At 58.9% G+C, this 26,038-nt stretch carries 20 protein-coding genes; 8 read left to right on the top strand and 12 right to left on the bottom strand.

Annotation, left to right across the window (positions count from 1 at the left end; translation table 11 throughout):
* Positions 1–48 precede the first annotated feature (48 nt).
* Positions 49–756, bottom strand: coding sequence for a YebC/PmpR family DNA-binding transcriptional regulator (locus tag ACYZTW_RS10315; RefSeq protein ID WP_149629352.1), 708 nt, complete (start codon positions 754–756; stop codon positions 49–51).
* Positions 757–988: 232 nt separating this feature from the next.
* Between ACYZTW_RS10315 and ACYZTW_RS10310 the strand changes: the two genes are divergently transcribed.
* Positions 989–2,413, top strand: coding sequence for a type VI secretion system Vgr family protein (locus tag ACYZTW_RS10310; protein ID WP_462004767.1), 1,425 nt, complete (start codon positions 989–991; stop codon positions 2,411–2,413).
* Between the two features lie 3 nt (positions 2,414–2,416).
* Here ACYZTW_RS10310 and ACYZTW_RS10305 read toward each other — a convergent pair whose 3' ends face one another.
* The gene (locus ACYZTW_RS10305; RefSeq protein ID WP_462004766.1) at positions 2,417–3,808 is read right to left on the bottom strand and encodes an FAD-dependent oxidoreductase; all 1,392 of its coding nucleotides are present in this window, start codon (positions 3,806–3,808) and stop codon (positions 2,417–2,419) included.
* Positions 3,809–3,818: 10 nt separating this feature from the next.
* Positions 3,819–5,144, bottom strand: a complete 1,326-nt coding sequence (locus tag ACYZTW_RS10300) for an MFS transporter (RefSeq protein WP_462004765.1) — start codon at positions 5,142–5,144, stop codon at positions 3,819–3,821.
* A 268-nt stretch (positions 5,145–5,412) separates the two neighbouring features.
* Here ACYZTW_RS10300 and ACYZTW_RS10295 point away from each other — a divergent pair, with 268 nt between their 5' ends.
* On the top strand, positions 5,413–6,285 hold the full coding sequence (locus ACYZTW_RS10295) for a LysR family transcriptional regulator (RefSeq protein WP_462004764.1): 873 nt from the start codon (positions 5,413–5,415) through the stop codon (positions 6,283–6,285).
* Between the two features lie 118 nt (positions 6,286–6,403).
* Here ACYZTW_RS10295 and ACYZTW_RS10290 read toward each other — a convergent pair whose 3' ends face one another.
* Positions 6,404–7,267 (bottom strand): LysR substrate-binding domain-containing protein, encoded by an 864-nt coding sequence (locus tag ACYZTW_RS10290; protein WP_462004763.1) that lies wholly within the window; start codon positions 7,265–7,267, stop codon positions 6,404–6,406.
* Between the two features lie 109 nt (positions 7,268–7,376).
* On the opposite strand from ACYZTW_RS10290, the gene ACYZTW_RS10285 reads away from it, so the two are divergent.
* Positions 7,377–8,486 (top strand): 2-aminoethylphosphonate--pyruvate transaminase, encoded by a 1,110-nt coding sequence (locus ACYZTW_RS10285; protein WP_462004762.1) that lies wholly within the window; start codon positions 7,377–7,379, stop codon positions 8,484–8,486.
* Between the two features lie 194 nt (positions 8,487–8,680).
* Complete coding sequence (phnX, locus tag ACYZTW_RS10280; protein WP_462004761.1) at positions 8,681–9,508, top strand: phosphonoacetaldehyde hydrolase; 828 nt, start codon at positions 8,681–8,683, stop codon at positions 9,506–9,508.
* A 137-nt stretch (positions 9,509–9,645) separates the two neighbouring features.
* On the opposite strand, the gene ACYZTW_RS10275 is transcribed toward phnX, so the two are convergent.
* The gene (locus tag ACYZTW_RS10275; protein WP_462004760.1) at positions 9,646–10,278 is read right to left on the bottom strand and encodes a hypothetical protein; all 633 of its coding nucleotides are present in this window, start codon (positions 10,276–10,278) and stop codon (positions 9,646–9,648) included.
* A gap of 375 nt (positions 10,279–10,653) precedes the next feature.
* On the opposite strand from ACYZTW_RS10275, the gene ACYZTW_RS10270 reads away from it, so the two are divergent.
* Together ACYZTW_RS10270 and ACYZTW_RS10265 are read left to right on the top strand one after the other, a co-directional pair.
* A complete protein-coding gene (locus ACYZTW_RS10270) occupies positions 10,654–11,202 on the top strand; it encodes a cytochrome b (protein ID WP_462004759.1) in 549 nt (182 codons plus the stop codon).
* Between the two features lie 95 nt (positions 11,203–11,297).
* Positions 11,298–12,398, top strand: coding sequence for an IS110 family RNA-guided transposase (locus tag ACYZTW_RS10265; RefSeq protein WP_462005284.1), 1,101 nt, complete (start codon positions 11,298–11,300; stop codon positions 12,396–12,398).
* 374 nt (positions 12,399–12,772) lie between these two features.
* Here ACYZTW_RS10265 and ACYZTW_RS10260 read toward each other — a convergent pair whose 3' ends face one another.
* Entirely contained in the window at positions 12,773–13,690 is a 918-nt protein-coding gene (locus tag ACYZTW_RS10260; protein ID WP_462004758.1) for a 1-aminocyclopropane-1-carboxylate deaminase/D-cysteine desulfhydrase, read from the bottom strand.
* A gap of 150 nt (positions 13,691–13,840) precedes the next feature.
* Positions 13,841–15,880, bottom strand: coding sequence for an oxidoreductase (locus tag ACYZTW_RS10255; RefSeq protein WP_462004757.1), 2,040 nt, complete (start codon positions 15,878–15,880; stop codon positions 13,841–13,843).
* A 209-nt stretch (positions 15,881–16,089) separates the two neighbouring features.
* Between ACYZTW_RS10255 and ACYZTW_RS10250 the strand changes: the two genes are divergently transcribed.
* Positions 16,090–17,220, top strand: coding sequence for a carbon-nitrogen hydrolase family protein (locus ACYZTW_RS10250; protein ID WP_462004756.1), 1,131 nt, complete (start codon positions 16,090–16,092; stop codon positions 17,218–17,220).
* A gap of 3 nt (positions 17,221–17,223) precedes the next feature.
* A complete protein-coding gene (locus ACYZTW_RS10245; RefSeq protein ID WP_462004755.1) occupies positions 17,224–18,264 on the top strand; it encodes an AraC family transcriptional regulator in 1,041 nt (346 codons plus the stop codon).
* A 350-nt stretch (positions 18,265–18,614) separates the two neighbouring features.
* On the opposite strand, the gene ACYZTW_RS10240 is transcribed toward ACYZTW_RS10245, so the two are convergent.
* From ACYZTW_RS10240 to clpX, 5 genes are all read right to left on the bottom strand, one after another.
* Positions 18,615–19,433, bottom strand: a complete 819-nt coding sequence (locus tag ACYZTW_RS10240) for a DUF2242 domain-containing protein (protein WP_462004754.1) — start codon at positions 19,431–19,433, stop codon at positions 18,615–18,617.
* Positions 19,434–19,665: 232 nt separating this feature from the next.
* A complete protein-coding gene (locus tag ACYZTW_RS10235; RefSeq protein ID WP_462004753.1) occupies positions 19,666–21,537 on the bottom strand; it encodes a SurA N-terminal domain-containing protein in 1,872 nt (623 codons plus the stop codon).
* 233 nt (positions 21,538–21,770) lie between these two features.
* Positions 21,771–22,043, bottom strand: a complete 273-nt coding sequence (locus ACYZTW_RS10230) for an HU family DNA-binding protein (protein WP_002552737.1) — start codon at positions 22,041–22,043, stop codon at positions 21,771–21,773.
* A 148-nt stretch (positions 22,044–22,191) separates the two neighbouring features.
* Positions 22,192–24,588, bottom strand: coding sequence for an endopeptidase La (lon, locus tag ACYZTW_RS10225; RefSeq protein WP_462004752.1), 2,397 nt, complete (start codon positions 24,586–24,588; stop codon positions 22,192–22,194).
* Between the two features lie 161 nt (positions 24,589–24,749).
* Positions 24,750–26,033, bottom strand: a complete 1,284-nt coding sequence (clpX, locus tag ACYZTW_RS10220; protein WP_054596541.1) for an ATP-dependent Clp protease ATP-binding subunit ClpX — start codon at positions 26,031–26,033, stop codon at positions 24,750–24,752.
* Positions 26,034–26,038 lie beyond the last annotated feature (5 nt).

The following is a 26,038-nucleotide window of genomic DNA, read 5'->3' as shown; positions in this document are numbered from 1 at the left end:
ATGTGGGAGCGAGCCTGCTCGCGAAGGCGGTATCACTGACGAAGCAAATTACCCGGCCAACCCGACAAACATGTCCTGCACGTCATCGTGGTTATCGAGGCCTTCGAGAAAGGCTTCAACTTCAGCCATTTGCTCATCGCTCAGACCGCTGACCGGGTTTTTCGGCTGGTAACCCAACTTGGCCGACAACACGGTGAAACCTTGCTCCGGCAGGGCTTTCTGCACGGCGTCCAGGTCCGCAGGCTCGGTCAGGAACAGGGTCGTGCCCTCTTCTTCACCCGGCTCGAAATCCTGGGCGCCGGCTTCGATGGCGGCCATTTCCGGATCGGCATCAGGGCTGTCCGGGGACGCCTCGATCATGCCGACATGGTTGAAGTCCCACGCGACCGAACCGGAAGCGCCCAACTGGCCCTTGCGGAACGCGACGCGGATTTCAGCAACGGTGCGGTTGATGTTGTCGGTGACGCACTCGACGATCAACGGCACTTGGTGCGGAGCGAAACCCTCGTAAGTCACGCGATGGTACTGAACGGTCTCACCCAGCAGACCCGCGCCTTTTTTGATGGCGCGATCCAGGGTTTCCTTGGGCATCGAGGCTTTCTTGGCCTGTTCAACCACCAGACGCAGGTGCGCGTTGGTAGTGACATCGGCGCCGTTACGGGCAGCGATGGTGATTTCTTTTACCAGTTTGCCGAAGATCTTGCCCTTGGCGTTAGATGCCGCTTCTTTGTGTTTAACCTTCCACTGTGCGCCCATTACTCACTCTCTTGATCTGTGGCGCCGAGACATCTATTGGCCGACGCATGGCGCAAGTTTATACGCCCTAAAGTTGGCAATCGACCAAAAATTCCACCCTGCTCACCCGCATGACGAATCGACATCTTCACCGGTAGTTGTAGGGCGATTCTGAAACTTCGATTTGCGGTGACCATAAAGGGCTGTGGTTTCGTACCCTCTGCGCCCGTATTCCATGGCAGAAGCGCGTTCGATGCACAACGACAAGGAAAGTCCCTTCACCCTGACACTCCTCGACGGCGATTTGAGTTTGCAGGTGTTGCAGTTCAGTGGCCGAGAAGCCCTCAACCAGCCCTATCGATTCGACATCGAAGTGATCGGCCTCGCACCGGCCATGAACCTCGACCGATTGCTGCAACAGCCGGTATTCCTCAGCCTGATGGAGGGACAGGGTATTCACGGCGTACTTCACAGCGCCAGTCGCGAGCATCGCGGCCCCCACCGGATCGGCTACAAACTGGTGCTGGTGCCCTACCTTCAATGGCTCGACCGGCAGCGCTCACGCCGCGTCTTTCATCACCTCAGCGTACCGATGATCCTGCGCCAACTACTGGAAGAACAGGAGGTGCCCGAGGGGAGCTATCGCTTCGAATTATCCAATGGACACTATCCCGTCCGGCCTTTTTGCATTCAGTACGAGGAGAGCGATCTGGCATTGCTGCAACGGCTGTGTGAAGAAGAAGGCATTCACTATCACTTCGAACATCAGCGCGACGGGCATGTGCTGGTCCTGGCCGATGACAGCCTGAGTTTCCCCCAGGAACCGGTCCTTACGCCTTTCCAGGGCAACGCGCCCGAAGAAAGTGACGTGCCGGTGATCAGTGAGTTGTTCCAGCGCCATGATTCGCCGCCCTTTCCCTCACGACTGGAGGCCCGGAACCGTGGCTCGCAAAACCCAGACGAGGGAGCCGCCAACCACGCGGTCAGCAAACCATTGCCGGTGATGGCACGTGTCGCACCCGAGCACATCTATCGCGATCAGTTGAGCCGACGACAACTGGAGCGCCTGCGTTGCCAGCACCTGCAGATCCACGGCCAAAGCACCCAGAGCGCACTGCGCAGCGCACGGATTGTACAAGTGTCAGAACATCCACTGTCGAACTTCAACGATCAATGGCTGCTCACCGAAACCCGACATCAGGGGCAACAACCTTCGATTCTTGCCACCGACAAACCCGTCACTGTCCGCCATTACCGCAATCAATTCACCGCCATTCCCTGGTCAACGGTCTTCAGGCCGGTGCTCAGACAGACCAGGCCGAGCATCCCGGGTTATCAACCCGCCCGGGTGCTTGGCCCGGCCGGGCATCCGGCGGCGCTGGATGATCGAGGTCGAATACAGGTCAGGCTGTGGCCAACAGCGCAAGCGAATCCGCTTGAATCTGTCGGTCTCTGGTTACCGGTCGCCCTTGCAGCGCCGGACGGTCGGATTGATCCGTCCAGCCTGCCAAAGGCCGGCAGCGACGTCCTCATCAGTTTTCTCGACAGCGACCCGGACCGGCCGGTGCTGTGCGTCGGCATGGGCCATCACCCGCGCACTCGGTCTGTTCCCGCGCCACGCCGCGATAGCCACTTGCTGCTCGATTGGCTGGTCAATCGCTCGGACCTCACACCCTGACACTCAGCCCTTGTCGGCCTTGCCTGCCGCCGCCGCGAACTTCGCCAGACGCACATCCAGATGCCGTGGCCGGCGCCCGTGATCCTCGGCGCGCTCCTTGCGGCGGATGGCGTTGCGCACCATCAGTGAGCCGAGGTAACGAATCGGTTCCGGCGGAAACAAGCCCAAAGGGCCGTTGACCAGAGGCGAACGGGTCCAGGCGTTGTCCAGCCCCTGGACCATCGCGGCGAGAATCTGCCCGCCCATATGACACGGGCCAACCCCGCTGCCGGAGTACCCGAAACCGTAGAACACATTGCCGCTGGCACTCATCTGACCGAAGAACGGCAAACCGGTGACGGAACGATCAGACGGACCGTTCCAGGTCGCCTCGACCTTGACCTCGGCAAACGCCGGAAAGAACTTGCTCAGGCTGTGCTGCAACAAACCGGCATAGGGCGATGGCTGATCGAACACCGGCAACATTCGCCCGCCGTAAGCAAAGGTGTTGCCGCCCTTGCCGAGCATGATTCGGCCGTCCGGGGTATTGTGGTAGTAGTGCACGAAAATCCGCGAGTCGAGCACAGTGACGCCGCTGGTCAAACCGATCTCGTTAAGCAGATCGGGTCGCGGCTCGGTGATCAGCATGTCGCTGGAAACAATCGCCACACTGCGCTCGAACTGTGGAAACGCCCGGGCCATCCAGGCGTTCATCGCCAGCACCACGCGATCCGCGCGGACGGTGCCGTTCGGGGTTTGAATCCCCGCAGGCTTGCCCTCCTGCAGCCCGGTCATGGCGGTGTGCTCGTGAATCCTCACGCCGAGTTGCAAGGCAACCCGGCGCAAGCCGCGCACCAGTTTGCCCGGTTGCACGCTGGCCGCCGCCGGGGAAAACCAGCCTTCCAGATGTTTGCTGGAACCGGCCATGCGTTGCACATCGGCCACCGGCCTTTGGGTGAACGAGTTGATGCCATTGCGCTCCAGCGCCGCGATCACGGCGTCGGTCGAGCCGCATTGGGCACGGTTGGTGGCGGTGTAAAGCGTACCGTCGAGGCGGTAATCGGCGTCCACCGCGTACTGCTCGCAAAAGGCGCCGATGGCATGGATGCTGCGCTCGGACTCCTTGACCAATCGCACGGCTTCTTCGACGCCGAACAACCTTTCCAGCGTGAAGTACTTGGCCGACCACGACAGTGCACAGCCACCGTTGCGACCACTGGCGCCGGCGCCGCAGATATCAGCCTCGATCAGCAGCACATCCAGCTCGGGGTTCTGTTCCTTGAGCATGATCGCGGTCCACAACCCGGTGTAGCCGCCGCCGACGATGCAGACATCGGCGCGGGTGTCGCCCGCCAAGGGTTCGCATGGCGCGCAGGACTCGGCCGCCAGCGCCTGTTCCAGCCAGAAAGGTCTCATGGGTCAATCCTTAAGTACGCAGAGGTTTTACGGTGATCGGCTGGTTAGGCACGAAGGCGCTTTCGGCACGCAGGCCAGCCGGGCGGCTGTTCCAGTGCGGGATCAGCACCAGGGCCGAAAACAACGCGCAGCCAGCGAAGACGATGAACACGGTGACCGAGTCGAAGTAGCCCGGCAGCAATCCGCCGAGAATCGCCCCGACCGAGCCGCAACCGTTGACGAAACCGGCCGCTGTGGCGCCCGCCTTGGCGGTGCCGAAATCGATCGCGGCCGCGCCACTGATCATCGAGTCCGGTCCGTACAGGGTCAGGCCCATGACGAACAGCAGCGCCACCACCAGCATCACGCTGCCGGTATGCAGGGCGCCCATGAACAAGGCCAGGGTCACGGTCAACGCCAACAGGCTGAGTACACACGCCGGCATGCGCCGGGCGCCGAACAGTTTGTCTGAGGCCAGGCCCAGCAGAATCGGCCCGAGCAACCCGGCCAGCTCAAACGCGGTCGGAATGATTGCCGCGCCGACCTTGCCCACTGAGGGCATCTGCTCGAAGACGATCACCGGCCCCCAGAGCAGAATCGCGTAGCGCGCCGGTTTCAGCAGAAAGTACGCCAGGCCCAGAACCAGCACGGTGCGGTTGCGCAGAATTTCTTTAAACGGTTCCAGCACGCTGATTTTGCTTTGCGCGTCGGCCTCTTGCGCCGTCAGTTGCGGTTCCGGTTCCACCGCCGGCAAGCCAACGTCTTCCGGTTTGTTGCGTTGAAAAGTAAAAAACAGCACGGCGACCAGCCCAACCACCGCCGCACTGGAAAAGAACGCCGCATGCCAGGTGCCGATCAGCGTATACGCCCACCAGCCAGCAAACGGCGAAGCCACCAACCCACCAAAGGCGTAGCAGGAACTCCACAACCCCAGCACCCGCCCGCGTTGCTCGGAGGGAAAGAAACTGCCGAGGTTCTTGCACAGCCCGGACCAGCCGGTGGACTGCGCCAACCCTTGAATCAGCATGCAGGTGGCGAAGATTGGCAACGTTGCGAAACTGCCCATTACCAAGGCTGCCGCCGCTGAAATCAACAACCCGCCCAGCACCACGACCCTGGGGCCAAAGCGATCGGCCAGGATGCCCCAGGTGAACTGTCCGATGGCATAAGCCGTCAGGTAGATGGCGTCGAGGTTGGCCATGGCCATTTTGTCGAGCATGAAGGTGGGGTCTTCGGCGATCCCCAGTTTTGCCACGGAAAAGGCTTTGCGGGTGAAATAGAACGCGGCGTAAGCGAGCCAGGTGATCGCGAAGATCTGCACGCGCCAACGCTTGATGGTGCCGATATGCTTGTTCATGGTGGTTCTGACCTCAGGGTGTGAGTGTGCCGGCAGAAATTGAGAAATAACGCCTGTTTTTTTATTGTTGAGCACTTCGATATCGCAGCTTCCCTGAGGCGATATCGGTCAGATGAGTCCTGCTGTTGCACGCACAGGCTCATGGCCGCCGACGCTGTTTGACTGACCAGTCACCGGGGCTGAGGCCGATAAAAACAATTACTGATTAATAAGTGAAATCGATTTATCGTATTTCCAATATAAGCTCAGCTTGTTACTGGAGGTTTCGATGTCGGTTTCCCACGCCCAGCTCAAAGCCTTCCATGCCGTGGCGGTGCACGGAAGCTTTACCAAAGCCGCCGAACGGCTATTCCTCACGCAGCCCGCGATTTCCGACCAAGTGCGCAAACTCGAAGAGCGTTTCGGTGTGCTGCTGTTCCACCGCAATAAACGCTCGGTACGCCTGACGGATCTGGGCGAGCGTTTGCTGAGCATTACCCAGCGATTGTTCGTTATCGAGGCCGAGGCGCAGGAGCTCTTGCATGACTCCAGGGCCTTGCAGACCGGCAGCCTGATTCTGGCGGTGGATGCGCCGGTGCATGTGCTGCCGCAGATCGCGCGGTTCTGCGAACGCTATCCCGGCATCAGCGTGAAGATCGAAACCGGTAACACCGATGAATCGCTGTTTCGGCTGTTCAACTATCAGGCCGACTTGGCGTTGTTGGGCCGGGAGGTGAGTGACGAACGTCTGATCTCGTTGCCGCTGCGCAACGACCCGATGGTGGCGTTCGTTTCCCGCCATCATCCGTGGGCCGACCGCGAGTCGATTTGCCTCGCGGATCTGGATGACACGCCTTTGGTGCTGCGGGAAATCGGCTCGGTGACGCGGCAAACGCTGGAAGAAGAAATGGCTGGTGCGGGGTTTCGTATTCGGCCGGCGATTGAGGTTGAAGGTCGGGAAGCGGCGCGTGAGGCGGTGGTCGTGGGGATTGGTGTCGGCGTTGTATCGGCCGCCGAGTTCGGTGCAGATTCGCGGGTGTGTGCGTTGCCGATTACTGATTGCAAGCGACGGCTGACGGAAACGTTGGTGTGCTTGCGCGAGCAGAGTTCGCGGCGGGTGGTGGCGACGTTTCTGGAGATGGTGCGCGAGAGTCTGGCGTAAGCAAGCCCGGCCCCTTCGCGAGCAGGCTCGCTCCCACAGAGTATCTCCAGCGTTCACAAAATCCCTGTGGGAGCGACGGTGCGACGATTCGACCTGCTCGCGAAAGCCGCGCCTCGGTTTATCGGGTGGGCGCCAACCCGAAAAACGCCTGTATCAAGCGCAAATCCCGTCTCCGTTCCATGCAGCCAATCATGTGTCGGTTAACCAACCCTTCACCAAGTATCGGCACCGCCACCACCCTCGGGTCGTGGCTGACCTCCACCGACGACACCACGCCAACCCCCAACTCTGCGGCGACGGCTTCGGTCACCGCCTCGCGACTGTCCAGCTCCAGCAACACCCGTGGACTGACCAACGCCGCCGCGCACGCCTCGTCGAAGGTGCGCCGGGTGATCGAACTTGGCTCGCGCAATACCATGATCACCTGATCCAGCGCCTTGAGCGGCACCCCCTTGGACATCTGCGCCCAGGGATGACCGTCGGGCACCAACGCACAAATTCGAGATTCGCTTAAGTCTTGCAAATGCAGCCCCTTGCGCGGCTCAACCTCGGTCAGCACCGCCACGTCGGCATGCTCCGACAACAACGCCGCCAGGGTTTCCTGAGCATTACCCAACCGCAGATTCACGGTGATCCCCGGATAACGCGCCCGCAAACTGGCGAGCATCGGCATGACCATGTGCGGCCCGTCCGCCGCCACTTCCAGGCGTCCAGTCAGCAACTGTCGGTTCGCTTCCAGCATCACCTGCGCTTCTTCGGCCAGGCCGAACATCGCCCGAGTGATCGCGGCCAGTTTGGTGCCCTCCTCCGTCAGCTCCACCCGTCGTGCGGTGCGCCGCAACAGGGTGATCTGGTAATGCTCCTCCAGCGCCTTAATGTGCCCGGTGACCGCCGGTTGGCTGATGAACAATCGCGCGGCGGCCCGGGTGAAGCTGCCCTCACGGGCCACCGCATCGAATGCGCGGAGCTGGAACAGGTTCATGAATAACCCTCACTGATGGCTGGCATAACAACAAACAATTTGATTGATAGAACGGCAAATTGCAATTTAAGCCCCGTAGCTTCATCCCATCGATTGCGAGGACACGAGAATGAGTACTGCCGAACCCATCCTGCTCACCCCCGGCCCACTGACCACATCGGCCCGCACCCGTCAGGCGATGATGGTCGACTGGGGTTCATGGGATGACCGCTTCAATCAACTGACCGCCAGCCTGTGCGAACAACTGCTGGCGATTATCAACGGCGGCGACAGCCACCACTGCGTGCCCCTGCAAGGCAGCGGCACCTTCGCGGTCGAAGCGGCGATCGGCACGCTGGTGCCGCGCGATGGCAACGTTTTAGTGCTGATCAACGGCGCCTACGGCAAACGCCTGGCGAAAATCTGCGAAGTCCTCGGCCGCTCCTTCAGCACCTTTGAAACCGCTGAAGACGAACCGACCACCGCCGCCGACGTTGACCGTCTGCTGCGTGCCGACGCCAGCATCACCCACGTCGCGCTGATCCACTGCGAAACCAGCACCGGCATCCTCAACCCGCTGCCGGAAATCGCCCACGTCATCGCGCAACACGGCAAACGCCTGATCATCGACGCCATGAGCTCCTTCGGCGCGCTGCCGATCGACGCGCAGCAGGTGCCATTCGACGCGCTGATCGCCGCTTCGGGCAAATGCCTGGAAGGCGTGCCGGGAATGGGCTTTGTCTTCGCTCGCAAAGAAGCGCTGGCGAATGCCGCCGGTAACTCACATTCCCTGGCGATGGACCTTTTCGATCAGCACACGTACATGGCCAAGACCGGCCAGTGGCGCTTCACCCCGCCGACCCACGTGGTCGCGGCGTTGCACGAAGCCCTGCTGCAATACAACGAAGAAGGTGGTTTGCCCGCCCGGCATCAGCGCTACGCCAACAACTGCCAGGTGCTGCTCGATGACATGGCCAAGCTCGGACTGCGCAGCTTCCTTCCGGCCGCGATTCAGGCACCGATTATCGTCACCTTTCATGCGCCGAAAGATCCACGCTACCAGTTCAAGGAATTCTACGAACGCGTCAAGGCCAAGGGTTTCATTCTCTACCCCGGCAAATTGACCCAGGTCGAAACCTTCCGCGTCGGCTGCATCGGGCACGTCAACCAGGCCGAAATGCACGCGGCCGTGGCGGCGGTGGCTGAAGTGCTGCGCGAGATGGAAGTCCTCGACATCTGACTCACCACGATCTGTAGCAGCTGTCGAGCCTGCGAGGCTGCCTTCGGCTGCGAAGCAGTCGTAAAACCATCCACATCGGTGTTTCAGGTGAACCGCGTCGACAGGGTTTACGACTGCTTCGCAGCCGAACGCAGCCTCGCTGGGGCTCGACAGCTGCTACAGGGATCACCATTCCCCAATACAGGATTTGAGACATGAACTACGCAAACCCAACCAAGCTGCAAGCCGCCATCCTCGACTGGGCCGGTACCGTGGTCGACTTCGGCTCCTTCGCGCCGACGCAGATTTTTGTCGAAGCTTTCGCCGAGTTCGACGTCCAGGTGTCCATCGAAGAAGCCCGCGGGCCGATGGGCATGGGCAAGTGGGATCACATCCGAACCCTGTGCGATCAGCCGGAAGTGGCCGAGCGTTATCGCGCGGTGTTCGGCCGTACGCCGACCGACGATGACGTCACCGCCATCTACAAGCGCTTCATGCCACTGCAAATCGAGAAAATCGCCGAACACTCGGCATTGATTCCGGGCGCATTGGACACCATCGCCCACCTGCGCCAGCAAGGGATCAAGATCGGTTCCTGCTCCGGATACCCGAAACAGGTCATGGACAAAGTTGTCGAACTGGCCGCCACCAACGGCTACATCGCCGATCACGTGGTTGCCACCGACGAAGTGCCCAACGGCCGCCCATGGCCGGCCCAGGCGCTGGCCAACGTGATCGCCCTCGGGATCGATGATGTTGCGGCCTGCGTGAAGATCGACGACACCGTGCCGGGCATTCTTGAAGGTCGCCGTGCCGGCATGTGGACCGTGGCGCTGATTTGCTCGGGTAATGCGCTGGGCCTGGACTACGAAGGTTACCGCGCCCTCGGCAGCGACCAACTGGCCAGCGAACGCAAGCGCATCCACGCCCTGTTCGAAAGCTCGCGGCCGCACTACATGATCGACACCATCACCGATTTGCCGGAAGTGATCGCCAATATCAACCAGCGCCTGGCCAAGGGTGAGATGCCGCAGACTGCATAAAATCGAGGCTATAAAAAACGCCGTAACCCTGGAAGGGTACGGCGTTTTTTTATAATCTAACTGTTATTAACGACGCTCTAATTTGCGACTAAACATCCGATACAAAACTATCAAAGCGCCTTCCAACCATCCGAACTTCACTCTTCATTTATTTGATTACCGTCGGCATCAAAGATTGAGCCGTCCGCATACTTTATACTGCCATCGGGGTACTGTTCGGTGCCATCCTTCCAGACCAGGCGCCCATCCGGATATTCAATCGTTTCATCCGGCCATACGATGCGACCGTCCGGGTACTCTACCCTTCCGTCCGCGTGCTGGATAATACCGTCCGGGCGTTTCACCGAGTTTTTATCGGCGCTGATCAGACTGCCATCGGGCAAGGACGTCGTCCCGTCACCGTTTTTAATGCTGCCGAGAGTGTTCAGCAGGTTAATGAGGGCAATCGGATCAATGTTGATGTTGAGGGTTGGCCACTGCAGCGGCGGCCGGGCAGTCCCCACGGGCTTGGCAGGCTTGATTGGCGGTTTCCCCGGGGGCAAGACAGGTTTGACCGGTGGCTTGACGGGTACGGTCGGTTTTACCGGTGGCTTGACAGGCACTGTCGGTTTTACCGGTGGCTTCACGGGCACTGTCGGCTTGACCGGTGGTTTCACAGGAGGCTTGGTCACGGGTGGTTTGGGTTTTGGTTTGGAGATCGGTGCTTTAGCCATCATCTTTCTTACAGCACCAGCATAGTGCTTGTTATTACTGGTCATTTTAAGACTCATAAAAACTCCTTTAGCTGCTCGAAAAATCCTATGATTTTCGAACTTAATCAGCTTGTCTTCCTGACAAACTTTACAGCCCAACAATAACCAACTTTTTGACCCGCGCAAAGTCCGTCTAAACACAAAACATAAACAACAAACAGTTACACCCTTACTAAAAACTCCCTCATTACCGCTAGACATCTACAACTTACAACCGCTGCACAGGTGAATCTATGTGACCCGGCAGACGCTGATGCAATGTCCGCATATTACTGACGACATCAGGTAAAAAAAACTGACTCAACTCAAGCAGAAAGAAAGTAAGCGGATTACAGTTAAAGCACACCGTCGAACAAGAACGGTGGTCTGGACCTGACCTGTGAGGAATACCGTATGCCCTGGAAGAATTCCGATTCACGCTACAGCACCGTATCGATCGCGCTGCATTGGTTGATGCTGGTCCTGCTGGCGCTGGTTTACGCCTGTATCGAATTTCGCGGAATCTTTCCAAAAGGCAGTGGCGGCCGGACGCTGATCACCGAATCGCACTTCATGCTGGGTTTGTTGGTGTTTGTCCTGGTTTGGCTGCGGCTGGTCGCTCGCAGTCTGGGCCCGGCACCGCAAATCTTCCCGGCCTCGCCTCACTGGCAGACCGTGCTGGCCAAATTGATGCACTGGGCGCTGTACATTTTCATGATCGCCATGCCGATCCTGGGCTGGCTGGTCACCAGCGCCAAGGGTCACCAAGTGATGTTCTTCGGCTTCGACCTGCCGTTGCTGGTCGCGGAGGACAAGGCGTTGGCCAAGCAGATACAGGGTTGGCATGAACTCGGCGGCACCCTTGGTTACTGGCTGATTGGCCTGCACGCCGTGGCGGGGATTTATCACCACTACGTAGTCGGCGATAACACCTTGCTGAGGATGATGCCTAAGCGCGGCTGAACACAGCCCTGTAATTGAATGGACTCGCCCAAGCCGAGGCGTCTGTGCGCCACGGTGGCATTCTTATAGAAGCCAACGACAGCGAGGGCGAGGCCATGAAAAAGCATACGACGATCAACCAGTCTTTGTCAGCCGATGCGGCGGCATGCACCACAGTTGCGGTGGATCTTGCCAAAAGGGTCTTTCAAGTGGCCGGGGAGGATGCCCTCGGTCAGGTGATATTCGAGGATCGAATCAAGTCACGCGAGGCCTTTCAGGTATTTCTTCATAAGCTACCAGTGAGCGTGACGGTGTTGGTGGAAACCGGGCCAGGCGCTCAGGCGTGGGCGCGGTTGCTGCAAACGCAGGGTAATCCAGTGCGCATCCTGCCGGCCCAGTTGGTTGCCAATCATCGCAGCGGCCCGAAAAATGATCGCAACGATGCATTGGCTATCTTGCGCGCAGGCCGCGATTGCAAGATCTCATCTGTACCGCTCAAGAGTGCGGCGGCGCTGGCGATGCAGGCTCTGCACAGGGCCCGGCAGGGATATGTACGGCGACGTACTGCGGTCGGCAATCAGATGCGCGGTTTACTGCTGGAACACGGTGTGGCCATGGCGCAGGGCGAAATAGCTATCAGCCAGCTCGTGCCTCGGGTACTGGAAGATACCACCCAACCGTTGCCCGATTTGCTGCGCGAACTGATCGCCGAACTGCTGGGCGAATGGAGTCAACTGGGCGAACGCGTCAACGTGCTGACTGGTCGGCTGGAAACAGCCGCGAAGGCGGACGAGACGGCGAAGCGGCTGATGACGGTGCGCGGCGTTGGTCCGATCATCGCCACGGCGTTGTTGGCCAAGCAGACCGAGCCTGAACGCTTCGCCAACGCCCGCTTGTTCGCCGCCTACTTCGGGTTGGTGCCCAGCCAGCACAGCAGCGGCGAGAAGGTCCGGTTGGGCAAGATGAGCAAGCATGGCGATGCTTACTTGCGCAGTCTGACGATCCAGGGTGCCCATGCCGTTTTAAGACAGCTACGACCCGATTCACAGCAGCCGGACGACCAACGTCTCCAGCGTTGGATATCCCGCCTGGGTCGCAAGGAGGCGGCGGTGCGCTTGGCCAACCGCAACCTGCGCATCCTCTGGGTGCTATTGCAAAACGACCAGACTTATCGTCGCCAGCCGGGCACTGGCCAGGAGGCTGCGATGAGTCACTGATAACAGAGTTCTGCCACCGGGGCGTTAAGCCGCTCCAACCCATGCTAAGAACATTGACCCCAGGTCAGACCGTCGCGGATTGATGCCTAAGCTGCTACTGGCCCTTGAGGCCTTACTGTAATCGGCATACCGCGAGCTTACCCAATGTTGGCCAGAAGCCGTTGAAGGCTTCCTCGAACAGGCCTCATACATAGATGCAACCGGGTAGCAGTGTTTAAAAGCGGGTTGAACGTGGGGGCGAGTCCATACATAGCAGCTGGCGAAGCCGTCGTAAAATCAGTCAACGCGGTGCGTCAAGTGAACCGAGGCAGATGGATTCACGACGGCTTCGCCGCCGAACGCAGGCTTCGCCAGCTGCTACAGGGATGGCGTACTTATCGAAATCCTCGGCGGCCCTGCAAACCGCCGGTATGGATGAAAATCAGGCGCGTGCCCTTTTCGAATCTTCCGGCTTCGACTTGCTGCTTGAGCGCCAACAGGGCTTTGCCGGTGTACAGCGGTTCGAGGGGAATGCCGCTGGCCTGTTCGGCCTGATCGATGAATTCGAGCAACTGCGGATCGACTTTGGCAAAGCCGCCACGGCTGGCGTCGAACCATTCATAAGCGCGATTCTGTAAACCCGCCTCCTGCACAATCGACTCGACCTGCTGCGCAACCCCATGATCGTCGGGCACCGCCAGCGCACCGTACACCGGATGTTCACCTGCTTCGGCCAGCACCAGACCGGCCAGGGTCGTGCCCGTTCCGCAGGCCAGCCACCAGCCGTCGTAGTCGCTCCAGCCAAGACCGTTCAGTTGCTCGCTGACCATTGTCCTCAGCGGCACGCAGCCCTTTGCTCCCTGCAAACCGCCGCCACCTTCCGGCACCGGATGCAAATCGGGGTACAGCGCCTGCCATGGTAACCAGAAACCCGGCTCGAGCCGCGCTCGATAACCGCCATAACCCAGCCAATGCAACTGCATACCGAACGCCTGCAAGTCTTTCACCGTCGGCGTTTCTTGCGGATGACCACGCAGCAGTCCAACGGTGCTAAAACCGAAACGTTTGCCCGCCGCCGCCAGTGCGTGCAGATGATTGGAGTGGGCACCGCCCAGACTGATGATGCCTTTGGCACCGATCCGGTCAGCGGCTTTCAGGTGCTCGATGAGTTTGAACCACTTGTTGCCACTGATCAGCGGGTCGATTTGGTCAAGGCGCAGGATCGCGACTTCGATGCCGGCTGAGGTGAGCCAGTCGAGGTGAAGGGGTTCGAGTGGGGCTTGGGGGAGCCAGGTGTTGGGAGGGAGTAGCATCGATGCTGGCTCTGGGTAAAGAGCCAGCATTCTAGTCGCTCATTGGCAGCCATCGCGAGCAGGCTCGCTCCCACAGGTTCCATGTTCGACACAAAACCATTGTGGGAGCGAGCCTGCTCGCGAAAGCCATTGGCACGCTAGACCTGCGAATTACAACTCAGCCGCCAATCGCGAACCCTGGTTGATCGCGCGCTTGGCATCCAGCTCCGCCGCCACATCCGCGCCGCCAATCAAATGCACGTTCTGCCCGGCCGCCACCAGTCCCTCCTGCAATTCACGCAGCGGATCCTGCCCGGCGCAGATCACGATGTTGTCCACCGGCAGCACTTGCGGCTCACCGGTTTCGCCGATGCGGATGTGCAAACCTTCGTCGTCGATCTTCAGGTACTCGACGCTGTTGAGCATCTGCACCTGTTTGTTCTTCAGACCGGTGCGGTGAATCCAGCCGGTGGTCTTGCCCAGGCCGTCGCCGACCTTGGACTTCTTGCGCTGCAGCAGGAACACGTCACGAGCCGGTGCATGAGGTTCAGCCTGGATGCCGGCGACACCGCCGCGCGCTTGCAGATGCGTGTCGATGCCCCACTCCTTCCAGAACGCCTCGCGGTTCTGGCTGGTGGCCACACCCTGGTGAACCAGGAACTCCGAGACATCGAATCCGATACCACCGGCGCCGATCACCGCGACGCGCTTGCCCACCGGTTTGCGCTCAAGGATTACGTCCAGGTAGCTCAGCACCTTGGCGTTCTCGACACCCGGAATTGCTGGGGTTCTTGGGGCGATGCCGGTGGCGAGGATGATCTCGTCGTAACCGCCTTCGACCAGCTGCGCGACGTCGACGCGGGTGTTCAGGCACACCTCAACATGGGTGGTCTGCAGTTTGCGGTTGAAATAACGCAGGGTTTCGAAGAACTCTTCTTTGCCCGGCACACGCTTGGCGATGTTGAACTGGCCACCGATTTCACTCGCCGAATCGAACAGCGTCACCTGATGACCCCGCTCGGCGGCCACAGTCGCCGCGGACAAACCCGCAGGGCCGGCACCGACCACCGCGATTTTCTTGATCTGCTGCACCGTCAGGTAGTTGAGTTCGGTTTCATGACAGGCGCGCGGGTTCACCAGGCAACTGGTCAACTTGCCGCCGAAGGTGTGATCCAGACACGCCTGGTTGCAACCGATGCAGGTGTTGATTTCATCGGCACGACCGGCAGCAGCCTTGTTGACGAAGTCCGGGTCGGCGAGGAACGGCCGAGCCATGGACACCATGTCGGCATCGCCTTCGGCCAGAATCTGCTCGGCCACTTCCGGGGTATTGATGCGGTTGGTGGTGATCAGCGGAATGCTTACCGAACCCCGCAGCTTGGCCGTGACCTTGCTGAACGCACCGCGCGGCACTTTGGTGGCGATGGTCGGAATCCGCGCTTCGTGCCAGCCGATACCGGTGTTGATGATGGTCGCACCGGCCTGCTCGATGGCCTTGGCCAACTGCACGATTTCTTCCCAGCTGCTGCCGCCTTCCACCAGATCGAGCATCGACAGGCGGAAGATAATAATGAAATTCGGGCCTACCGCTTCGCGCACCCGGCGGACGATTTCCACCGGCAGGCGCATGCGGTTTTCATAGCTGCCGCCCCAGCGGTCAGTACGGTGGTTGGTATGGGCGGCGAGGAACTGGTTAATGAAATAACCTTCGGAGCCCATGATCTCGACGCCGTCGTACTCGGCCTGTTGCGCCAGGGTCGAACAGGTGACGAAATCGCTGATCTGCTTCTCGATGCCTTCCTCGTCCAGCTCTTTAGGCTTGAACGGGTTGATCGGCGCCTGAATGGCGCTCGGTGCCACCTGTTTCGGGCTGTAGGCATAACGTCCGGCGTGAAGGATCTGCATGCAGATCTTGCCGCCTGCCTCGTGCACCGCGCGGGTGACGATCCGGTGCTTGAGCGCTTCGTCCTCGGTGGTCAGTTTGGCCGCGCCGGAGTACACCCCGCCCTCATCGTTCGGGCCAATACCACCGGTGACCATCAGGCCAACGCCGCCCCGGGCACGTTCGGCGAAGTACGCCGCCATGCGCTCGAAACCGCCGGGCTTTTCCTCAAGACCGGTGTGCATCGAACCCATCAGGGTACGGTTGCGCAGCGTGGTAAAACCCAGGTCCAGCGGGGCCAACAGGTGCGGGTAATGAACGGCGGCCATCGGTAACTCCACATCGAGCGATCACGGAAAAAGTGCAGGAGCTCTTCGGCCCCCGTCAGTCATGTTGGACAGACTAAGAGTCGCGCCGCCGCCACTCAATGACCGTAACTGACAACTTATTGATCCAAATGCGCAGCGCCCCTTGGCAAGTGCCGGCATGGGCCCTACCCTAGTCGCGAACCCTGCACGCGGCCGTTGACTGTTTCCCCATGCGCAAACTTCTGTACCTGACCTTCTCCATGGCATTGATTGCCGCCCTTACGACCTACGCCATGTGGGCCGCGGACCGTCCGGTGGGTCATTACCTGTCGGACCTGCGCATCAACCTAGCGGTCGACCAAGGTATACCCGCTGATCGCGGCAATTTGCTGGGCGTCCAGCCCGAGCTGTTCCCCACCGACTATCAAAGCCCCGAACGCTTGCACCGCAAGCTGGCGGCCTATTTGCAGAAGGCCCAGGATCAGGGCCTGCTGAATGAAAAAACCATCGTCGTCTTGCCCGAACATGTCGGCACCTGGTTGATGGTCAGCGGCGAGAAAGATGAGCTGTATCAGGCCACCACACTCAAGGAAGCCATGAACTGGCTGGCGGTCAGTAACCCACTGAAGTTCGTCCGCGCACTGATCAGCGCCACGGGCGACAGCCGTCTGGACGATGCGCACCTGCGCATGAAAGCCAAAGGCATGGCCAAGGACTACCAGGCACTGTTTGGTGGTCTGGCGAAAGAATTCCACGTGACATTGGTGGCGGGCTCCATCGTGCTACCCGAGCCCAGCATCATCGACGGCACCCTGAAAATCGGCCGCGGCGCGTTGTACAACAGCAGCGTGGTGTTCGGTCGCGATGGCCTGCCGATCGGCCAGCCCCAGCGCCAGATGCATCCGATTTTCGATGAACATGAAGTCATCGCCGCCAATGGCGAGCATACGCTCAACGTCGTCGACACCCCGGCCGGACGCCTGGGTGTGCTGATCGGCAGCGACAGCTGGTACCCGGACAATTACCGCAAGCTCGACGACCAGGGTGCGCAGTTCGTCGCGGTCCCGGCGTTTGTGCCCGGGCGCGGCACCTGGGACAAACCGTGGAGCGGTTACAAGGGGCTGTCGACGCCTGGCTCCGTCAGCCTCAAGGCCGGGGAACTCAGCGAAGGCCAGGCCTGGCATCGTCTGACACTCACCGCTCAACCGCCCAGCAGCCAGGCAATCGCCGGCATGAGCGTGTTCCTGCGCGGTCAGTTCTGGGATCAGGGCAGCGCCGGTCAAAGTTTTCTCAGCAGCAACGGGCAACAGTTCACCGACGGCAATGTCCGTGGCGCGCGCTTGCTGAACCTCTGGTTGTAACCCATGAAACCGTTGCCGATGCGCCTCGGGGATCTGTCGGTCGGCTTTGTTCATAGCCTGGCCGACGCCGTGCGCAGCCACGGTGTAGACCCTCAACCGCTGCTCGAACAATACGGCCTCGACGCGGCTCGCCTGAGTGAAGCAGGCGCCCGGCTCTCGATCCCGCGTTACATGCGCCTGGGCCACAGCGCCATTCAACTGACCGACAACCCGGCACTTGGCTTGCGCATGGGTCAGCTCAGTCGCCTGAGCCAGACCGGTCTCGCCGGGGTCACCGCCGCTCAGGCGCCAACGGTGCGAGAGGCCGCACGCTGCCTGATTCGCTTCGAAGCCTTGTATGGCTCCAACTATCGCGGTCAATCGAGTTTTCACGAAGACGCCCAAGGTGCCTGGCTGCGGTTCTATTCCATCAGCCCTTACAACGCCTACAACCGCTTCGTGGTGGATTCGATCATCGCTGGCTGGTTGCAGCAATTGTCCAGCATAAGCCCTGCTCCGTTGCGGGCCGAACGCATCGAGATCGAGTTCGATGAGCCGGATTACCGAACGGCTTATGACGTGCTGGGCGACGGCCCGATCCAGTTTGGCTGCGAACACAATCAACTGCGTTTGAGCCTTACCAGCCTCGCCCAGCGCAATCCGGAACACTGCCCGAGCACCTGGCGACACTTGCTGCAACTGTGCGAACGGGAACTGGAGCAACTGACACGCACCCGCAGCCTGCGTGAACGCATCACTCAGTTACTGGGGCCATTGCTCAATGGTGGCCGGGAACCCGACCTGGAAGAAGTGGCGGCACGCCTGAAGCTGCCGACCTGGACCTTGCGCCGCAAACTCGCCGAGGAAGGCACGCAATTTCGCGCGATCCTCAATGACACGCGTCGCGACCTGGCCATGACCTACATTCGCGATACCGAACTGGCGTTCGGAGAAATCGCCTATCTGCTGGGCTTTGCCTCAGCCGAAGCCTTTCAGCGGGCCTTCAAACGCTGGAGCGGCCAGACTCCCGGCGAGTTTCGCCGCAGCCATCGCCAATCCGCTTGACGCTTACAGCTCGGTAGCGTCTTCGGCCGGTTCCAGCGGGTCCAGTTCAAACGCCTGATACTCGAGCAGCTCTTCTTGATAATCGTCCATTTTGAATCCCCCACAGCTCGTTGAAAAAAACGCCTGAATAAATGACCAGCGCCCCGAGCATAAAGTGCCCACGTGAAAGAAAAATGACGCAGGCACGCTGCTCAGCGGCTACTTAATAAAACGTAGCAGGCCGTCAGGAATTTATCACAGGATTTTTTCGATACAGGCCGTAGGACAACGGCCTGGGTTGACGTGGATCAATTTAAAAGCCGCTGCGGGATCGGTGTCGTCTGACCCGATCCCGCAGTGCCAGAACCCGATTATTGGCCTGAAACAGGAATGGCCGAAATAGGCTCGGTGGGTGGAGGCAGGCTTGATTGGGGCGGTGGAGTGACCGTTTCCGTGGTCGTTGCCGGTTCGGCATTCCCGGCCGGAGCAATCGGAGCGGCTTCAGGCGGCGGTGCAACAGGCTCAGCGGCGGCTGGAGCAGCTTCGGCAGGTGCCGGCGCAGGTTCTGCCGCAGGTGGTGCCGACGGAGCCGGTGCGACCTTGGCTTCAGGCACGCCGAGATCGGGTTTCGGCTTATCCTTGATGTGCGCGGCCTTTTTCGCTTCCGGCGGGAGGAACAACTCCACCAAGGTGAAGAAACGCTCGTAAAACTTGGGCGACGATACGGTTTCGCTGGCAACCTTGACCATCGAGTCGTCGGACGAGCCAATCGGCATTGACACCGAGCCCAACACGCCCACACCAACGCTGGCGGAGTTGTTGGTCTTCTTCAGCGCATAACGGTCCTGCAGGGCGTTGGCGAACATCGTCGCGTGGTGCCCTTCACTGCCATCATCGGCACAGACCACACTGAAGCTGATCTCCATGTGGGTCTCGCCGGTCTGCTGGAAGCTTTTGTGTCCGCTGACCAGTTTCGGGTCGGAGCTGGTGATGATGTAGCCTTGGCTGAGCAACGCCCGACGGGCGGCCTCGCACGTCTGCGCATCAGTCACCGGGTAGCTGCGCGAAAACGTTCCGGAGTCATCGAAGTTCTCATGCTCGTAGATAGGGGCTTTCTTCGACGAGCAGCCGGCCGCGGCGGCCAGCACCAACGCCAGCCCTGCAACACGCATGGGAAATGATTTAAACATTGAACATCCTGAGGAAAACGGTCCGGGGCGTATTGTGCAACAGATCGATGCTTAGCGGAGTATCGATTAGTGTCTTAAAACAGTTACAAGTCTACTGACTGTCATTTACAGGAAAAAGTCGCACGGTAAATACTCAGGCGACGGGTAACCCGCGCGGCTTTCGTTTCATCCATAAAAAAAAACCCCGGCCTTTCGGCCAGGGTCTTTGTGTAGCGCAAAACTCAGTCAGGCATCAGAAGCGTTTGATCTCAGCCTGGCTTTCCAGCAGTTTGCGGTAGGCCGCAAAGTCTTGCTGGCCAATGCGCGAAGCGAGGAAGCGACGGTATTGAGCCTTCTCTTCTTCGGTCGGCGCAGCGGCTTCGTTCACACCGTTCAGACGCACGATCACCAGGCTGCCATCGGCCAGGGTCACGCTGCTGAAGGTCGGCTTGTCCTTGGCGGCAGGCTTCGGCATGCGGAACAGCGCCTGCAGCACGGTTGGGTCAACCCCTTCCTGGCCACGAGTAGCTGCCTGGGTCACTTTCCAGCTCTGACCGTCGATCGCCTTGTCCAGCGCAGTCTTGCCATCGCGCAGGCTGACAATCAGCTCTTCAGCCTTGGTCTTGGCGGCAGCACTGGCATGCTCCTTGGCCAATTGCACGCGAATGCTGGCAGCAACGCTTTCCAGCGGCAATTGCGCAGGCTTCAGGTGCTCCTTGGCGCGCAGCACGATCACGGTTTCCGGGTCGAGCTCGATAGCGGTGCTGTTGGCACCCTCATCCAGCACTTCAGGGCTGAACGCCGCAGTGGCCACGGCACGGTTGGCTGCAACACCTTCGCCACCTTCACGACCGAACGGCTTGGACGTATGAACAGTGAGCTTCAGGTCCTGCGCCGGCTGAGCCAGATCGGAGGCTTCGAACGACGAATCTTCCAGTTGCTTGGTCGCCTCGACGAAACGCTGCTCGACCTGCTGGGTTTTCAGCTCACGTGTCAGCTTGTCTTTCAGGCTGGCGAGCGTCGGCACTTCAGGTGCTTCCACGCCCAACAGCTTGATCAGATGGAAACCGAAGTCGGTACGAACCGGCGCCGAGACCTGATCCTTGGCCAACGCATACAGCGCTGTTTCGAAGGCTGGATCGTAGACGCCAGGACCGGCAAAGCCGAGGTCGCCGCCGTTGTTGGCCGAACCCGGGTCCTGGGAGAATTCCTTGGCCAGAGCCTCGAACTTCTCGCCTTTTGCCAGACGTGCCTGGATCTCTTCGATCTTGGCCTTGGCTTGCGCCTCGGTCACTTTGTCGTTCACTTCGATCAGAATGTGCGCGGCCCGGCGTTGCTCGGACAGGTTCGCGGTTTCTTTCTGATACGCCGCTTGCAGGTCTTCGTCCTTGACGCTGACCTGATCAAAGAAGGAAGCCTTCTTCAACTCGAGGTAATCGATGACCACCTGATCCGGTGTCATAAATTCCTTGGCGTGTTCGTCGTAGTAGGCTTTGACTTCATCGTCAGTCAGCTTCACAGCCGCCGGGTCAGCCTTGACGTTCAGGGAAGCGAAATCGCGGGTCTGTTTTTCCAGACGGGCGAATGCCAGAACCTGTGCGTCGGTGACGAAACCGCTACCCGCCAGACCAGCGCGCAGCTGGCCGATCAGCATTTCCTGAGCCAGCATCTGGCGGAATTGCATGCGGCTGTAGCCAAGTTGCCGAATAACCTGGTCGAAACGCTCAGAACTGAACTTGCCATCCACCTGGAATTCAGGCGTTTGCAGGATCACCTGGTCCAAAGCAGCTTCGGAAAATGCGAACTTCGAGTTTTCTGCGCCTTGCAGCAGCAGCTTGCGATCGATCAGGCCTTTGAGGGCCGATTCGCGCAGCATTTTTTCGTCGAGCAAGGAAGCATCGAAATCCTTGCCCAGCTGTTGCATGAGCTGACGGCGTTGCATATCGACCGCCTGGCTCAGCTCGTTCTGGCTGATTTCTTCGCCATTGACCTTGGCCGCATCATTTTTGTGCGTCGTGGCCTTGAAGATGGCGTCGAAACCGGTCAAAGCCATCAGTGCAACGACGACCCCGATAATGGTCTTGGCAATCCAGCCTTGTGAATTGTCCCTGATATTCTGCAGCATGCGTCCCCCAGAAACGGTTGAACTTCAAAATTAGGCAACCGTGGAGCGTGGGTAGAATCCGGATAGAAGAAAGGCGCATCCGAGGATGCGCCTTCTCGTAACTGGCGGAGCGGACCGATGACTCGAACTTGCGAGCCTCGGTGTCTCGGATCGGCGACTCGCCGACTGGACTACCGCTCCGCTGCCAGGTCAGGCATGACCCCGACCCGGATAGGCAAAAACCTGAATCGAACTTAGTTGACAGCTTCTTTCAGTGCTTTACCGGCTTTGAAACCTGGTTTTTTAGCGGCTGCGATTTCCAGCGTCTTACCGGTCTGTGGGTTACGACCAATGCGAGCTGGACGATCAGTGACGGAGAAGGTACCGAAACCGACCAGAACAACAGAGTCACCCGCCTTGAGAGCGCCAGTGACGGATTCGATTACAGCGTCCAGCGCACGGCCAGCAGCAGCTTTCGGGATATCAGCGGATGCAGCGATAGCATCAATCAGTTCCGACTTGTTCACTCTAAGTCCCCTTATATCTATTTGAGTATGATTCTAAGTTTTTTGGTGAAAGCAAAAACGAGTGCTGAATGGCCTACAGACACTTAAGAGCCGCTTTATAACAAGGGCTCTAAAAAGCTGTCAAGGAAGCCCCCCAGGCAAATACGTACTAATGCGTGCTAATTCTTTCCTTAGAGTCAGACTCGCGTTTTTCATCCTTTGCAACTATCTCTGGAGCTACATCTGGCAAGGGCTCCGGCGCGTATTGCAGCGCAATTTGCAGGACTTCGTCAATCCATTTAACGGGTTTAATCTGCAGATCTTGCTTGATATTGTCAGGAATTTCCTTCAGATCGCGTACGTTCTCTTCAGGAATGATCACCGTCTTGATTCCGCCACGGTGAGCAGCAAGCAGTTTTTCTTTCAAACCGCCAATCGCCAGCACCTGACCACGCAACGTAATTTCGCCAGTCATGGCGACGTCCGCGCGCACAGGGATCCCGGTCAATGCCGACACCAGAGCCGTGCACATGCCCACACCGGCGCTAGGGCCGTCCTTCGGGGTTGCCCCTTCCGGCATATGGATGTGCGTATCGCGCTTCTCGTGGAAGTCCAGGGGAATCCCCAGGCTCTTCGCGCGACTGCGAACAACGGTCAGGGCCGCAGTGATCGATTCGACCATGACGTCACCCAAAGAGCCTGTCTTGATCAACTGGCCTTTACCCGGAACGACGGCAGCTTCGATGGTCAGCAATTCGCCACCCACCTGAGTCCACGCCAGCCCGGTGACCTGACCGATCTGATCCTGCGATTCGGCCAGACCGTAGCGGAATTTGCGCACGCCCAGGAAGTGTTCCAGCATCTCGGCAGTGACCTTCACCGAGAAGCGCTTCTCCATTGAATGCTCTTTGACCGCCTTGCGGCAAACCTTGGCAATCTGGCGCTCCAGCCCACGTACACCGGCTTCGCGGGTGTAGTAGCGGATGATGTCGCGGATCGCTTCGGCGTCGAATTCCAGCTCGCCTTTTTTCAAGCCGTTAGCCGTAATCTGCTTTGGCGAAAGGTATTTGACGGCGATGTTGATCTTTTCGTCTTCGGTGTAACCCGGCAGACGAATCACTTCCATCCGGTCCAGCAGCGCCGGTGGAATATTCATGGAGTTCGAGGTGCAAAGGAACATCACATCGGACAAGTCGTAGTCGACTTCCAGATAGTGATCGTTGAAGTTGTGGTTCTGCTCAGGATCAAGCACTTCCAGCAACGCCGACGCCGGATCGCCACGCATGTCACTGCCCATTTTGTCGATTTCATCGAGCAGGAACAGCGGGTTGCGGACGCCCACCTTTGTCATCTTTTGAATCAATCTTCCTGGCATCGAACCAATATAAGTACGGCGATGACCACGAATTTCCGCTTCATCACGCACACCACCGAGGGCCATGCGGACGAATTTTCGGTTGGTGGCGTGAGCAATCGACTCCGCCAGAGAGGTTTTACCCACCCCTGGAGGACCGACCAGGCACAACACCGGACCACGAATTTTCTTCACGCGCTTTTGCACGGCGAGGTATTCAAGGATCCGCTCTTTGACTTCTTCCAGACCATAGTGGTCTGCATCGAGAATGTCTTCAGCGCGCGCCAGATCCAGACGCACTTTGCTCTGCGCCTTCCACGGCACCTGAACCAGCCAGTCAATATACGAGCGCACCACGGTCGCTTCCGCAGACATTGGCGACATTTGTTTTAACTTGTTCAGTTCACCCTGGGCTTTTGCCAAGGCATCTTTCGGCAGACCGGCGGCATCGATGCGCTTTTTCAGGTCTTCGATTTCGTTGTGGCCTTCGTCGCTGTCGCCGAGTTCTTTCTGAATGGCCTTCATCTGCTCATTCAGGTAGTACTCGCGCTGACTGCGCTCCATTTGTTTTTTGACGCGACCACGAATGCGTTTTTCGACTTGCAACAGGTCGATCTCGGCATCCAGCAACGCCAGAACGTGCTCGACCCGGGCCGACAAATCGATGATTTCAAGGATTTCCTGCTTCTGCTCGATCTTCAGGGCCATGTGCGCGGCCATGGTGTCGACCAGGCGGCCTGGCTCGTCAATGCTGTTGAGCGACGACAGGACTTCAGCGGGGACTTTCTTGCCCAGCTGCACGTATTGTTCGAACTGAGCCAGCAGGCTGCGGACGAACACTTCCGACTCGCGCTCTGGCGCGTCGACTTCGTCGATCAATGAGACTTCGGCACGGCAGTGGCCGTCCACTTCGCTGAAACGCTCAACGGCGCCCCGCTGCTCACCTTCGACCAAAACCTTGACCGTGCCGTCAGGCAGCTTGAGCAGCTGCAGAACGGTAGCAATGGTACCTACGCGATAAAGTGCATCTTCACCGGGATCGTCGTCAGCAGGGTTTCTCTGAGCCAGCAGAAGGATCTGCTTGTCGCCCGTCATCGCTGCCTCGAGGGCTTCGATGGATTTCTCGCGCCCCACGAACAGCGGGATAACCATGTGCGGATAAACCACAACATCACGCAATGGCAGGAGAGGCAATTCGATGGTTGTCTTCATGATTTCGCCTCTACGGCGGCCATAAGGCCGTAAACAGATGGAAGTGAGCTTGAAACCAAGATGGGGGCTACCTTCAAAAAAAACAAGCTTAAAGAAGGTGTTAAAACGCGCAAAAAGCAAAGGGGCCCGAAGGCCCCTTCTTTATTCCAGCAGCGTGACGCTTAAGCGTCTGGCGCTGCCTTGGCAGCCGGCTCACTGTTTTCGTAGATATACAGTGGCTTGGACTTGCCTTCTATAACGCTTTCGTCGATCACTACTTTACTCACCTCGGATTGCGAGGGGATTTCATACATAGTGTCGAGCAATACACCTTCGAGAATCGAACGCAGCCCACGAGCACCGGTCTTGCGTTCCAGGGCACGTTTGGCGACCGATTTCAGAGCGTCGGCCCGGAACTCCAGGTCTACACCTTCCATCTCGAACAGCTTGGCATACTGTTTGGTCAGAGCATTTTTCGGCTCGGTGAGAATCTGCATCAACGCAGCCTCATCAAGCTCGTCCAGCGTGGCAAGTACCGGCAGACGACCGACGAATTCCGGGATCAGACCGAACTTGACCAGATCGTCAGGCTCGACTTCACGCAGGGACTCACCGACTTTCTTGCCTTCTTCCTTGCTGCGCACTTCTGCGTTGAAGCCAATGCCGCCACGGGTGGAACGGTTTTGAATAACCTTTTCCAGACCGGAGAATGCACCACCGCAGATGAACAAGATGTTACGGGTGTCGACCTGAAGAAATTCCTGCTGCGGATGCTTGCGACCACCTTGAGGCGGAACGGAAGCGACCGTGCCTTCGATCAACTTGAGCAGGGCCTGCTGCACGCCTTCACCGGAAACGTCCCGGGTGATCGACGGGTTGTCAGACTTGCGCGAGATTTTGTCGATCTCATCGATGTAGACAATGCCCATTTGGGCCTTTTCTACGTCGTAATCGCACTTCTGCAGCAGTTTCTGAATGATGTTCTCGACATCTTCACCCACGTAACCCGCCTCGGTAAGGGTGGTTGCGTCGGCAATGGTGAACGGAACGTTCAGCAAGCGGGCCAGTGTTTCGGCAAGCAGGGTTTTACCCGAGCCTGTCGGGCCGATCAGCAAAATGTTGCTTTTGCCAAGTTCGACGTCGTCATTCTTTTTGTCACGCTGATTCAGGCGCTTGTAGTGGTTGTACACCGCTACGGCCAGAACCTTTTTCGCACGTTCCTGACCAATCACGTACTGATCAAGGATGCCGCTGATTTCTTTAGGCGAAGGCAATTTATGCGCGCTGCTTTCGGCCTGGGCTTCCTGCACCTCCTCACGGATGATGTCATTGCACAGGTCGACGCACTCGTCGCAGATAAAGACCGAGGGGCCGGCAATCAATTTGCGCACTTCATGCTGGCTTTTGCCACAGAAGGAGCAATAGAGCAGTTTGCCGTTGTCCTCGCCGTTGCGGGTGTCAGTCATTCGAT

Source organism: Pseudomonas sp. LB3P25 (assembly GCF_054897985.1).
This window is presented reverse-complemented; position numbering and strand designations above follow the sequence as displayed.